The 12,977-nt window shown below is 67.4% G+C and carries 10 protein-coding genes; 4 read left to right on the top strand and 6 right to left on the bottom strand.

What is annotated here, in order from left to right; translation table 11 throughout:
• Positions 1-261: 261 nt before the first annotated feature.
• Positions 262-1,212, top strand: a complete 951-nt coding sequence (locus IFT60_RS15385) for a polysaccharide deacetylase family protein (protein ID WP_197986349.1) — start codon at positions 262-264, stop codon at positions 1,210-1,212.
• Between the two features lie 70 nt (positions 1,213-1,282).
• Positions 1,283-2,590, top strand: coding sequence for a glycoside hydrolase family 28 protein (locus tag IFT60_RS15380; RefSeq protein ID WP_192053015.1), 1,308 nt, complete (start codon positions 1,283-1,285; stop codon positions 2,588-2,590).
• A gap of 12 nt (positions 2,591-2,602) precedes the next feature.
• On the opposite strand, the gene IFT60_RS15375 is transcribed toward IFT60_RS15380, so the two are convergent.
• The 3 genes from IFT60_RS15375 to IFT60_RS15365 form a co-directional block, all read right to left on the bottom strand.
• Positions 2,603-3,721: a HupE/UreJ family protein gene (locus IFT60_RS15375; protein WP_192053014.1), complete on the bottom strand. Its 1,119-nt coding sequence runs from the start codon at positions 3,719-3,721 to the stop codon at positions 2,603-2,605.
• Positions 3,722-3,781: 60 nt separating this feature from the next.
• The gene (locus tag IFT60_RS15370) at positions 3,782-6,118 is read right to left on the bottom strand and encodes a rhamnogalacturonan lyase family protein (RefSeq protein WP_197986348.1); all 2,337 of its coding nucleotides are present in this window, start codon (positions 6,116-6,118) and stop codon (positions 3,782-3,784) included.
• Positions 6,119-6,207: 89 nt separating this feature from the next.
• On the bottom strand, positions 6,208-6,765 hold the full coding sequence (locus IFT60_RS15365) for a PEP-CTERM sorting domain-containing protein (RefSeq protein ID WP_192053012.1): 558 nt from the start codon (positions 6,763-6,765) through the stop codon (positions 6,208-6,210).
• A gap of 224 nt (positions 6,766-6,989) precedes the next feature.
• On the opposite strand from IFT60_RS15365, the gene IFT60_RS15360 reads away from it, so the two are divergent.
• Both IFT60_RS15360 and IFT60_RS15355 read left to right on the top strand, forming a co-directional pair.
• Positions 6,990-7,691 carry a GntR family transcriptional regulator gene (locus tag IFT60_RS15360; RefSeq protein ID WP_192053011.1) on the top strand — a complete coding sequence of 234 codons (702 nt, stop codon included), beginning with the start codon at positions 6,990-6,992 and terminating at the stop codon, positions 7,689-7,691.
• 114 nt (positions 7,692-7,805) lie between these two features.
• Complete coding sequence (locus IFT60_RS15355; protein WP_192053009.1) at positions 7,806-9,245, top strand: sialate O-acetylesterase; 1,440 nt, start codon at positions 7,806-7,808, stop codon at positions 9,243-9,245.
• A 16-nt stretch (positions 9,246-9,261) separates the two neighbouring features.
• Here the strand turns inward: IFT60_RS15355 and IFT60_RS26290 are convergent, their stop codons facing one another.
• From IFT60_RS26290 to IFT60_RS15340, 3 genes are all read right to left on the bottom strand, one after another.
• The gene (locus IFT60_RS26290; protein ID WP_197986352.1) at positions 9,262-9,867 is read right to left on the bottom strand and encodes a proprotein convertase P-domain-containing protein; all 606 of its coding nucleotides are present in this window, start codon (positions 9,865-9,867) and stop codon (positions 9,262-9,264) included.
• Between the two features lie 75 nt (positions 9,868-9,942).
• Positions 9,943-11,892, bottom strand: coding sequence for a rhamnogalacturonan lyase B N-terminal domain-containing protein (locus tag IFT60_RS15345; protein ID WP_229510895.1), 1,950 nt, complete (start codon positions 11,890-11,892; stop codon positions 9,943-9,945).
• A gap of 274 nt (positions 11,893-12,166) precedes the next feature.
• Positions 12,167-12,940: an SDR family oxidoreductase gene (locus IFT60_RS15340; RefSeq protein WP_192053007.1), complete on the bottom strand. Its 774-nt coding sequence runs from the start codon at positions 12,938-12,940 to the stop codon at positions 12,167-12,169.
• Positions 12,941-12,977 lie beyond the last annotated feature (37 nt).

Below are 12,977 nucleotides of genomic sequence, written 5' to 3'. Positions count from 1 at the left end.
AGTTGCCGCCCACGCGTTCAGCCACACTCCGAAACTTCGCGACGGATCACTGGCTGGTTGAACGCGTGGGCGGCGCAAACGCCGCTGGTCCGCGAACTGGATAGGTGTAGCCGTCCACCCTACGGGTCTGTGCGTTGTTCGCGAATCATCGCGCGACCACGGAACGCGCGCCAGAGGCTGTCGGTGGAAGCCTCGCCCCAAACGATCAGGCACCTGAGCGTTATGGCACCATATAAGCAAGCGCGGCCGATTCATGCGACGATGCGCGTATCCGCCGCCGCCCACATCGCCACGCCGCTCATGACCGCATCTTCCACGCCCTATCTGCTGGCAGCCGCCCTCACCCTTGCCACGTCCGCGGCCCTGGCCGAACCACCGGAGCGCTTCGACGTCGCCGTGACAGTCGACGACGTGCCGCTGCACGGCGACCTTCCGCCCGGGATGACGCGCATCGGCATCGCCCGCGCCACGCTCGATACCCTCAAGGCGCACGGCGTGGTCGAAGCATTCGGGTTCGTGAATGCCGGCCGCGCCGAGAAGGAGCCGGGCAGCGAAGCGGTGCTCGACCTCTGGCGCCAGGCCGGGCACCCGCTCGGCAACCACACCGCCAGCCACATGAACCTGGAACGCGCGTCCTCGTTCGACGCCTGGCGCGCCGACGTGCTGGCCGGGGAGCCGGCGGTCAGCGCGCGCATGGTCGGCGTGAACTGGCGCTGGCTGCGGTTTCCGAACCTCGCCGTCGGCGCCAGGCGCGCCGAGGCGCTCGCCTTCCTCGACGCGCGCGGCTACCAGGTGGCCGACGTCAGCCTCGCGTTTGGCGACTGGGTCTACACCGACGCCTATGCGCGCTGCGTGGCGAAGGGCGACACGGCGGCGATCGACGCCATGAAGCGCCAGTATTTCCAGGAGATCGACGCCGGCATCGTCCAGATGAAGGAGAATTCGCGGCGCGTCTACGGCCGCGTGATCCCGCAAGTGCTGCTCACCCACCTGGGCGGCTGGAGCGCGGTCACGCTGCCCGAGGTGCTGCGCCGGCTCGACGCCGCCGGCGCGCACTACGTCACGCTGGCCGAGGCGCAGCGTGATCCGGCCTATGCCGAACCGGGCGGCGGCAACCTGATCACGCGCGCGGCGGCGGCGCGCGGCATCAAGCTGGTGGCCGACACGCCTGCACCTGCGCCCACGCTCGACGTCAAGGCGCAGTGCCGCTGAGGCCTTTCCGCAAGAGGGCGTCATTGACGCCGCAACGTTAACGATGAAGACAACCAGACTGGATCGCACCATGCCCCACCGTACCCGCCGCCGCCTCCTGCTGTCGATGCTCTCGGCCCCGCTCCTGGGCGCCGTCGCGCACGCGGCCGATACCGCCGCCAGGCGCGCCACGATCACCGCCTTCGGCGCGCTCGCGGACGGCGCGACGGTCAACACCAAAGCCATCCAGGCCGCCATCGACCAGTTGGCGGCGGGTGGCGGCGGCACCGTGGTGGTGCCGGCGGGCGTGTTCGTCAGCGGCGCCCTGTTCCTGAAACCGAAGGTCAACCTGCACCTGGACAAGGGCGCGGTGATCCGCTGCTCGACCGACATGCAGCATTTCCCGGCCCGGCGCACACGCATCGAAGGCCATTTCGAGGACAAGTTCACCCCGGCGCTGATCAATGCGAATGGTTGCGACGGCTTGACGATCAGCGGCGCAGGCACGTTCGATGGCGCCGGCCGGCCGATCTGGGACCTGTTCTGGAAGCTGCGCAATGCGGCGCCGGACCCGCACAACTTCCCCAACCTGGGCCTGCCGCGCGCACGCCTCGCGCTGATCGAGCGCTCGCGCGGCGTGGTCGTCGACGGCGTCACCTTCAAGGATTCGCAGTTCTGGAACCTGCACCTCTACAACTGCCGCAACGTCGTCGTGCGCAACGCTCGCTTCGAGGTGCCGGACGACTACAAGCAGGCGCCCAGCAGCGACGGCATCGACCTCGACAGCTGCCAGGACGTGACGGTCGACGGCTGCTATTTCTCGGTGACCGACGACTGCATCGCTGCCAAGGGCAGCAAGGGACCGCACGCGCTCGAGGACAAGGACAGCCCGCCGGTCGAGCGCATCCGGGTGCGCAACTGCACTTTCAGGCGTGGGCACGGCATCCTGACGCTCGGCAGCGAGGCGACCCTGGTGCGTGACGTCGTGGTGGAGAACTGCAGCGTCAGCGGCGTCACGCAGATGGCGGTATTGAAGCTGCGGCAGGACACGCCGCAGCACTACGAGGACATCCATTTCCGCAATATCACGCTCGATGGGGCGGGCGGGCGCGGCACGATCATCGCCATCAAGCCATGGAGCCAGTACGCCAACCTCAAGGGAATGGCGCCGCCAAAGTCGGTGGTCCGCAACATCAGCCTGGTCGGCATCCGCGGCAGCTTCGGCGGCTTTGGCGTCATCCGCCCGAATCCGGGCCAGACCGACATCAGCGGCATCCTGATCAAGGACGTCGACGTGCAGCTGGTGCAGGACAGTCTCGACCTGGACGCCGCCGCGGGCGTGCGCCTGGAAAACGTGGTCGTGAACGGCAAGGCGGTGGCGGGCGCCCCATCCGCATAGCCGCCTGGCTGTTCAACTCCCCTGGATTCGTTGCACCAGCCAGTACGCGCTGATGACGATGACGACGCCGGACACCGCCGGCGCGCCGTAGCGGAGCAGACGCGCGTTGCGGCGCGCGAGCATCAACAGCGCGATCATCGCCGCCGCCACCAGCAACTGCCCGGCTTCGACCCCGAGGTTAAAGGCGAGCAGCGGCAGCAGCAGGCCCTGCCCCCCTTGCGCCAGCATTGCCTCGCGCAGCATGCCGGCAAAACCGAAGCCGTGGATCAAACCAAAGCCCGCGGCCAGCCAGATGCGGCTGCCGCCGCCATCGCCACGGCGCAGCAGGTTGTCGAGGCAGGCGACGATGATCGACACCGCGATCAGCGGTTCGACGAGGCTGGACGGCAGCGCCACCACGTCCAATGCCGCCAGCGCCAGCGTGGCCGAGTGCGCCAGCGTGAAGGCGGTGACGATGGCCAGCATCGGCTTGATACGGCTTACCGTGACCAGCAAGGCGCACAGGAACAACAGGTGGTCGAAGCCGGTCAGGATGTGCTCCACGCCCAGCTTGAAGAATGCCGCGAAGCCCGCACCCTGGGCCTGCGCCGGCGCGCCCAGCGGCACCGCCGCGACGGGACTCGCTTTCGACAGCAGCGCGCTGCCCAGCACCCGACGTTGGGCGTCGGTCACCACCAGCGTCCCGGCACGCATGTACGCGACCGTGTCGAAATAGGCGGCACGCGCCGTAACGGGGCCGCCGATCGGGCGCGGATAGGTGACCACGAAAGTGACTTCTTCCCTGCCGCCGACGGCCGCGAACGCGCTGGCCGCGATTGAACCTGACTGCGGCCCGGATTGCAGGGTCATCAACACCGCCGCGCGCGCGGGCGGCAGCACGGCCGGCGCATCGCCGCCGCGCGTGATCGTCGCGGCCGGCTCCGGCGCCACGCCGAGCAGGCGCAGCATGTCGCGCGCGGCGTCGTAGCCCAGCGTGACCCGGGCTTCGATGCGGTCATCGGCGACGATGATGTGGGTCGTGCCGTCGAACGGATCGTGCGCCTGCGCGGGCAGGACGATGGCAAGCGCAGTTATCAGCACCCGCGCGAACACAATCGCGACGGCGCCCAGTTTCTCGAGTAAATAAGGCATGCTTGTGCAGGAAATATGCGGGTGAAGGAGACTGCCGCAACAGCGGACAGTCTCCTCCGTTCAGGGCACCGTGATCTCGTCGATGTTCGCGAGATCCTGCCCGGTCGACTCGAGACGCAGCGTGTTGTTCAGTCCCGCGGCAAGCGTGACCGGCACCTCGATCGTGGTCCAGTTGCTGTAGCTGCCGGTGATCTTGAACGTGATGCGCTGCGCCACGCCGTTCACCTTCAGCACACCCGAACGCGGCGTCGGATTGCCGTTCGCGTACCGGATCGAGATGGTTTTCAGGCCGCCCGCGCCGCCATTCACGTTGGCGAGCTGCAGGCTGCCGCCGTTGGCCGGGAAATCGACGTAGCCATCGCCGCGGTAGCCGCCGGCGTCGCGCCGCACCTGCGCACCTCCGCCCAGGACTGCCGTTTCGGCGCCGCTGGTGCCGGTGCCGACGTAGCGGATGTTCGGCCGCGGCGGCGCATCCATGCCGTCGCCGATGTAATAGTCCGGCAGCGGCGATTGCAGGTAGCCCTTGATGGTCATGTGGTTGCGGTAGGCCGGGTTGTGCGCCATCGTGTACAGGCGGGTGCTGGTCGGCAGGTTGGTGGTGAAGATCACCAGCTCGCTGGACGTGTTATTGAGCAGCACGACCTCGGTACGCCAGTCGCCGTGGATATCGCCGAAGAACATCGGATTGCGGTTGTTCAGGCGCGGCGAACCCCAGGTCGAACTGGTCATCGAGACCAGGCGCGGCAGCGAGTTGCTGGTGCGCGGCACGAGCGGGTCCCACTTCTCGATCTTGAAGTCGTTCAGCCCTTCGGCCAGCACGTCGCCATCCCACCAGATCGAATGGCTCGGCCACGGCGAGAGGTCGGTGCTGGCCTGGGTCAGCGTGTTGGTTTCGCCGTTGAAGACGCCCGAGAACGACCACACCTCGAAGCCCGGGAAGCGCGGATCGATGTCGCCCACCAGGCCGCGGCCGACGTCGACGATGTTGCCCGGCGTCGTGCTGTGGTTCCAGATGATCGAACCCGCGGTCGCATCGTAGTAATACTCGAGCAGCCCGCTCGGGTTGTTCTGCTGGATGCCGTAGCCGCGCATGCCGGCATGGTGCTTGTCGAATTTGCCGATGAAGAAGCGGTCGCCGTGGATCACGCCCGGCAGGATGTAGCGCAGCGAGCCGTCGCTGTTGATCATGAAATTGCCGGTCGCGACTTCGTCCTTGCCGTCGCCGTCGACGTCGATGATGCGCATCTGGTGCGAGGCCTGCTTGCCGCTGGCCTCGTCCAGCGGCATGCGCCAGTTTTCGCGGATCTCGGCGCCGCCGCTCCAGGTGTAGGATGCGAACACGTCGTTGAAGCTCTTGTCGCGGTTGCGGTTGCGGCCCCAGAAATAGAAGGTCGGATTGACGCCGTCGGCGTAACCGATGCCGAGCTGGGTACCCATCCGCCCCGCCTGGGCATAGAAGTCCGCCGGGAACGGGCGCGTCGCCAGCGGCGTGCCGGTGAGGCCATCGAGGACCGCGAAGTGCTGCTGGTTGGGGTCGGCATGGGTGAAGGTGCTGCCATCGCCGAACTTGACGCCATCGGCCACCTTGAGCACCACTTCGGCCTTGCCGTCGTTGTTCAGGTCATACACGGTCACGCCGTCGTACATGCCCATGCTGAGCGTGGTCGGACCGGGCGTGATGTTGTAGGTGTTGCGGCTGCCCGGGCCAAGGTCGATTTGCCACAGCCGGGTGCCGTCGCGCTTGTAGGCTTCGAGGTACTGGTTGCCGGTGCCGAGGTCGTCGTTGCTGCCGGCGACGAAGGGGGCGATGCGGTCGATCACGAAGTCGTATTCGCCGTCGCCGTCGAGGTCGCCGACCCAGACGTAATTGGTGGTGTAGCCTTCACCCGGCACGGCGGCGAGCGGAATGCGCACGATCGGTTCGGATGCGCCGTTGGCTTTCAGGGTGAACGATCCGCTGGCAGGCCCCTCGACGCCGCTCACCACCGGCCGCACCGAATAAGTGAAGGCGCCAAGGGCGCGGTTGGCGCTCGTGTCGCTGTAGTTGGTGCCGCCCGTCAGCGGCGCCGCGTTGAGCTTGACCGGGGCGGCGCCATTGAGCGAGCGGTAGACGTTGAAGGCGATCCCGTCGGGGTCGAGGCCCAGCAGGCGCCAGCTGACGAAGGCGGCGCTCGTCGAGGTGCGCACCGCGACCACGCCGCGGCCCAGGTTTTCCATCACACGCGCCGGGCCGGCGCTGGCCGCAGTGGCCGCCGTGCTGCCGACTACCGATGCAGTGGCCAGCCCTTTCGCTTCCGGCGTAATGCTGTCTCCGCCGCCGCAAGCGGCGAGCGCTGCCGACAACAACGTGGCGCTGCCGAGGGTGCGCGCCGTCCTTCCTTTGTTCAGAATGTCCAAGCTTGTCTCCGTCATGTTTTTTGATGGGGATGCCCCGGCGAGCCGCAGGGGCGGAACGTCATGCAAACGCAGCAGACAACGAAAACTGGTCAGGTACGAGCTAAGGCAGCACGAGCGGCCTTGCGCCGTGCGGCGCCGGCAGCGGCCAGGCCGGCAACCAGCAAGCCGAGGCTGGCCGGTTCGGGCACGTCGCCGGCGGCCGCGGCGATGGTCCAGGACAGCAATGGCGACTGGTCGAGCTGGCCCGGAAGGTAATAGGCGTAGTCGGACGACCAGTCGTACAGGCTGTTGTCCATCGCCGTGTCGACGCCGAGGCTGGCGCCGAGGTCGACCAGGTGCAGGTAGAAGGCGGCGTCGTAGTCGTCCGGATCGCTGCCGTTGGCATTCGTGAACGACGCCCATGGGTCCGCGGGTTCAGCGTGGGAGACGTTCCAGACGTCGGTGATCGCGGTCGTTTGCGCGATGTCGGTCAGGGTGCCGCTGACTTGCAGCACGCGGTAAGGCGAGGCGTTATCGTAGAACATCTGGCCGCTGAAACTGCCGTCGCGCCAGGTGAGATCCAGGGTGTACCAGCCGACCGGCGCGGCAGCGGCGCTCCCGATCCAGCAGCCGAACAGCGTGCACAGCAGGGCAATTTTCTTGAACATGTTTGTCTCCGTTGTTTGAGCTAATGTATTAGTACTCTAGCGAGCCAGGACATTAGAACATGGAGATTTATTGACAACTAGTGTACTTACGCACCCAATCATCGAGTTGATCGGGAGCCGTTGTTAAATCGCCGACAAGGTATTTGCAGCGGGTGGCGCCATGGTCTCCGGTCCCGAATGTTGATGTGTTAGCATGTTGCTTTCCAGATCAACTTATTCCATTTATGACCCTCGACGCGCTGTCGGGCACGTTCCGGCTGGACCGGTCGCGCAATGCAACCGTGCAGGTATATGAGCACTTGCGCCAGCTGATCGTCGAGCTCCAGCTAAAACCCGCAACGGTGCTGCCGCGCGCCCAGCTGACCGACTATTTCGGCCTGTCGTACACGCCCATCCGCGATGCGCTGGCCCGGCTCGACGACGAGCGTCTGGTCGAGATCTTCCCCCAGCACCTGACGCGGGTGCGCGCCATCGACCTGAATTCGGCGCGCCAAGCGCACTTCCTGCGCGTCTCGGTCGAACTGGAAATGGTGCGCCTGCTGGCGCAGGCGCCGAACCCGGAACTGGAACGATCGCTGCTGGCGCTGGTGGCGCAACAGCAGGCCAGCCTCGGCGCGGACGACCTGGCCTCGTTCACGGCGGCCGACCAGGCCTTTCACCGCCGGATGTATGGCGCCGCCGGCCTGGGCGAATTGTGGGACGTCGTCCGTAACCTCAGCGGCAACCTGGACCGCCTGCGCCGCCTGCATCTGCCGCTGAATAACAAGGCGCGCTCGATCATCGACCAGCACGACGAGATCGCGCGTGCGATCGGCCAGGGCGACGCGGCGCGTGCCCAGGAGGCGGTGCGCACGCACCTGTCGGGCACCCTGTCCGAGCTCGACGCCCTGCGCGACCAGTACCCGGACTATGTGCTGCGCACCTGAGGCAGATACACGCCTTCAATCGTCCTGCTGATTGTTTTTCGGGTGGCGGTGACGCCGCCGGCGTCCCGTTATACGCTTGCGCCAACCTGCCCGCCCGGTAATCCGAGGACTCTCATGACCAGAACCCCACCCGGCCTGCCGCAGGCCGGCTTCGTTTGGCTGCTCCTGCTTTGCTGCGCGCCCGCCAGCGCCGCCGTGCGCCTGCCGGCCATCATTTCCGACCACATGGTGCTGCAGCGCGCGGCGAAGGTGCCGGTCTGGGGCTGGGCCGCGCCGCAGGAACAGGTAAGCGTGCAGATCAACGGCCGGACGCACAGCACCCGCGCCGACGGCGACGGCAAGTGGCGCATCGAACTCGACCTGTCGGCCGCGCCTCCCGCCCCGACCACGCTGGCCGTGCGCGGCGACAGCAACGCCATCATCGTCGACGATGTGCTGGTGGGCGAAGTCTGGCTTGCCTCCGGCCAGTCGAACATGCAGAAACCGCTGGGCGAGCAGCGAGGCCAGAAGCCGACCTTCGACGCCGAAGCCGCGATCGCGGCCGCCAGCCATCCCGACATCCGCCTGTTCAAGGTGGCGCGCGCCAGATCGGGGCAAGCCGCGGACGACGTCGGCGGCAGCTGGGTGCGCTGCGCGCCGGCGTCGGTCGAGGCGACGAAATTCTCGGCGGCGGCGTATTACTTCGGGCGGCGCCTGCACACCGAGCTGCGCACCCCGGTAGGCCTGATCGATTCGACGGTCGGCGGCACGCGCATCGAGCTGTGGACGCCGCCGGAGAACCTGCAGCCGCCTGCGCAGAAAGACGATGCGACCCTCTACAACGGCATGATCGCGGGACTGGCGCCCTTCGCCCTGAAAGGCGTGATCTGGTACCAGGGCGAATCGAACATCATGGATACCGACGACGGCCCCGCCTACACGCCCAAGATGGAGGCCTTGGTGGCCGGCTGGCGCCAGCGCTGGCAGTCCGCCTTCCCGTTTTATTATGCGCAGGTGGCGCCGCACCTGTATTCGGTCGTGCGCCCCGACCGGGTGTTCCACGGCGCCGAGTCGGCTCCGCTGCTGTGGGAAGCGCAGGCGCAGGCGCTGCGCATTCCAAAGACGGCAATGATCGCCACCACCGACCTGGTGGACGACCTGCGCGACATCCACCCGCGCGACAAGAAATCGGTCGGCCTGCGCCTGGCCAACCTGGCGCTGGCAAGCAGCTACCGCCGCAGCGACATCGAACCCTACGGGCCGGTCTACCGGTCGCTCGAAATCCGCGGCGCCAAGGCGGTGCTGAGTTTCGACCATGCCGACGGCCTGGCCGCGCGCGACGGCAAGCCACTGGACTGGTTCGAGATCGCCGGCGCCGACGGCCGCTACCACCCGGCCAGCGCCACGATCGATGCCGGCAAGGTCATCGTCGCTTCGCCGGATGTGCCGAAGCCGGTGTCGGTGCGCTTCGGCTGGCACGAAGCGGCGCAGCCGAACCTGGTGAACAAGGCGGGACTGCCCGCCTTTCCGTTCCGCTCCACGCACCCGCTGCCGCGCAACGAATTCCTGCGTTAGGCGTCCCCTTTCCGCGTCAATCGGCGCGGCGCGTGCGACGCGTCCGGCCAGCCAGGCCTGCCAGCGCGATCCCGAACAGCGCCAGCGAGCCTGGCTCGGGCACCTCCGCTACCGCCTCGGCCTCGACCGTGATCCCGAAGCGGTTGATGCGGCCATCGTCGCCCGCTTCATGGTCGGTCACGACCAGCGTCCACAGTCCGAACACGTCTTGCCCGAGAAAGGCGGCCAGCGCCTGCTGCGGCCGGAACGACCCGGTATAGGGCGCGTAGGCGTAGCCGGCGTCGATGGCGACCGCGGCCCCGTCATCGAATACGGTGTCCGTGTAGTTGGCCCCGCCCGAGCCGCCCTGGCGGTTCGACAGCAGGACCGAGGTGCCAGCATGGCTCAGCGAGATGGTGAGATCGGCGTCGTAGCTGTGGGTGATGTCGAGCAGTGCGTTGACGTCGAGCAGGCGGCCATGGCTGGTCACGTCGAGCACCGAGGTCACGGTGCACAGGTCGCAGATGGCGACCGGGGTGCTGTTGCTGTAGGTCGTCGGGATGACGGCGGCATGCGCGCGCGTGGCGCCCAGGGTGCAGACGGCGGCGGCGGCCAGGCAGATGGTCAGGAGTCGGGATTTCATGTTCACGGCAGGTCTCGTTTTGTATGTGATGGTTGTTGATCGCTCTCCCGCGGTATCGCGGGAGAGCGGGAAAACTTACGGCGTCTTGATCAGGTCCATCGCATCGAGCGCATAACCGGGCGTGAGCCACGGCGAGGTCGAGCAGGAACCGCTGACGACGGAAATCTTCATGGTGTTGCTGCCTGCGACCAGCGCCGACGCCGGGATCGTGTAGTCGTAGGTGATGTTGCGGGCGCGGTAGGTCCCGACCGTCATGGTGCGCGTCGACGGCTGGCCTGGCGGGAACACGTCGCCCGACTGCGAGCCGACGTAACCGGAGGTCCAGTTGTTGACGGCGATCTGCGGCCGTCCGCCGGCCTGCGCGGTGGTGATCCCGATGCGGAACTTGTAGGTCGACGCCGCCGAGATCTGGCTTGCCTTGAGGTTGAACTGCACGGTCAGCGGCGGATTCTGCGCGTTCGGATTGGCGGCGCATACGCCGGCGCCGGTGGCCAGGCCCTTCCACTGGTAGGCCGGCATGGCGCTGGCGGCGTTCGAGCTGCCGACCAGGTAGGGGTTGGTCGGCACGGCGGTATTCCACCACGGCGCCATGCGCACGTCCTGCGGATGCATGACCGTGATCTTGTCGCCGTTTTTCAGTTCGCGCGGCGTGCCGTCCCATTCGCCGATGCGGAACAGCGCCGGCGTCATGCTCGGGTCGCCCTTGGCGATGTGCCACTTGCCGCGCGGGTCGTCGCCGTGCGCCAGCGGATCGGCGCCGATCGTCACCGCCGGGATGATGTTGGTCGTGCCGGCGGTGACCGTCACCTGGCTGGTCGCCACCGCCAGTTCGTTCTTGTACACGGTCATGGTGTAGTCGCCCGGGATCATGCCCTCGCTGCTGGCGTGACCGTCGTTGGCGGCGGCGTCGGCCCAGTACTGCGCCGTGGCGTTGGCGAAGCCGACCGTGTAGCCGAAGTTGCCGGTGCGGCCGGCAATCGACGGCACGAACACGTTGCCGCGCGCGTTCGGCGCCACGTAGCCGAGCAGGTTCATGGCGCCGAACCAGGCGGTGTCGACCGGCTCGGGCGCGCTGCCGTCGGTGAAGCTGAGCGTGTAGCGGTTCAGGCGGTTCATGCGGAAGCCTTCGGTCTGGCCCTCGCCATAGTTCACGATATACGTGATCTCGTTGTTGGTGCTGGTGATCTGGTTGAGCAGGCTGCGGTAGAAGGGGCCACCCGAGCCGCCTTCCTGGTTGTCGCGCACGATCCACAGGCCGACGTTGGGACCGGTGCCGCCGATGTACTGCCAATCCTTCAGGCGCATGTTCGAATAGTGCTTGGAACGGGTCTGGCCGGCGAACGGGCCACTGGCGAAGCCGAAGATGTCGCCGGACTCGATCGCGCCCGTGGTGCCGCGCAGGTCGTCGGGCCAGGCGCCGTCGACCAGGCCGCCCGGCGTGCCGGCCGGGGTGCCGTTCGGCAGGACGCCGATCGGCACGCGCACGATGAAGCGCGCCAGGCCCAGCGTGCTCGGCTCGGTCGTGAAATAGGTGCCCATGTAGATCTTCGGGTCGCCGCGCCGCGCCATGTAGTAATGGGTCAGGTCGCCCGCCACCACGGTGACCTTGATGTAATCGCTGCCGACCGTTTCGGCGCTGACGTTGACGGCGGAGATACCCGTATACAGGTAGTCGAAGCCCGAGTTGACCTGGGTGCCGCGCGCCGGGTCCTGGTACTGCACGCCCTTGTAGACCATCGAAGAGATGTCGCCCGCCGAGCGGGTGCTGGCGCCGTCGTCGAAGCGGCGGATCTTGAAGACCAGGCCGGCGCCGGTGTCGACGGTGAAGAAGGTGGCGTCGGTGGTGAGGCCGAACGACGAAGTCGCCTCCGCCGCCGTGACCGCCGTGACCGAGGCCAGCGTGGCGACCTTGGGTGCGTCCGATGCCGTGACGGCGTCGCCGCCGCAGCCCGCCGCGAGTGCCGCCAGTGCCGCCAGCGCGATGGCGGTGCGCCGCGGCTGCGTGTTCATCCTGTGCTTGTTCATCCTGTCTCCGTGATTGTCGACGCCAGGGCGCGATTGCCGCTGCCGCACATTCCGCAAGCTTCTCGCGCCGGGCCGAGCGGCCGGGGCGGGCTTCGTGTAATCGAAACGTGGGCTTCAGTATCGGGACGTAAAGACGGAATCGTCAATCGCGCCGTGGCAGTCTGGCGAAACAATCACGGGCGTGATCGGCGTACGCCGGCTGCGATTCAAAAGCGGCGCGAATCTGCCCGAATCGCGCATTTTTCGGTATCGGTCCGACTGCGGCCAGCCCGCGCTACTCGTGATACAGCTGCGACCTGCCGCCATCGACCAGGATATCGGCCGCGTTGATGAAGCGCGCCTCGTCGCTGGCCAGGAACAGCGCCGTGTAGGCGACTTCCTCCGGTTCGCCGATGCGCCGGTTCGGCAGCAGCGCTTCCTGGCGCGCGCGCTCTGCCTGCGGATCGGGGCAGGACGCCAGCCAGGCCTCGGCGCTCTCGGTCATGATCAGCCCGGGCGAAATCGAATTCACGCGGATGCCGCGCGCGGCGTATTCGATCGCCAGCGAGCGTGTCAGGCCGATCAGGGCGTGCTTGGCGATCGGATAGGGAAAGCTGCCGGGGATGATCTTGTGGCCGTGCACCGAGGCGATGTTGAGGATGTTGCCGGCGCCCTGCGCCAGCATGGCCGGCAAGGCGGCGCGGCTGACGTTCCAGGCGCCTTCGAGGTCGACCGCGAAGCAGCGCTGCCACTCTTCCGCGGTGAGCGCCAGCGGATCGGCGAACACGTTCATGCCGGCGTTGTTGACCACCACGTCGACCCGGCCGAAACGCGCGATCGTGGCCGCCACCATCGCATCGACCTCGTCGCGCCGCGCGACGTCGGCGCGCACGTACAGCGTGCTCCCCGCCGGCAGTTCGGCGCGCAGGCGCGCCGCGTGCTCGTCGTCGCGGTGGCTGTTGAGCACCACCTGCGCGCCTTCCGCGACGAACAGCCTTGCAATCGCCCTGCCGATGCCCTGGGTCGAGCCGGTGACGATCGCCACCTTGTCTTTCAGTCTGCCTGCCATGTTCGTTCTCCTGTTTTTGGCGACAGGATAGCCGGAT

Origin of the sequence: Massilia sp. CFBP 13721 (assembly GCF_014842025.1) — a bacterium.
Taxonomy (GTDB): Bacteria; Pseudomonadota; Gammaproteobacteria; order Burkholderiales; family Burkholderiaceae_D; genus Telluria.
Note: the sequence above shows the minus strand (reverse complement) of the source record. Positions and strands in the feature narration are given on the sequence as shown.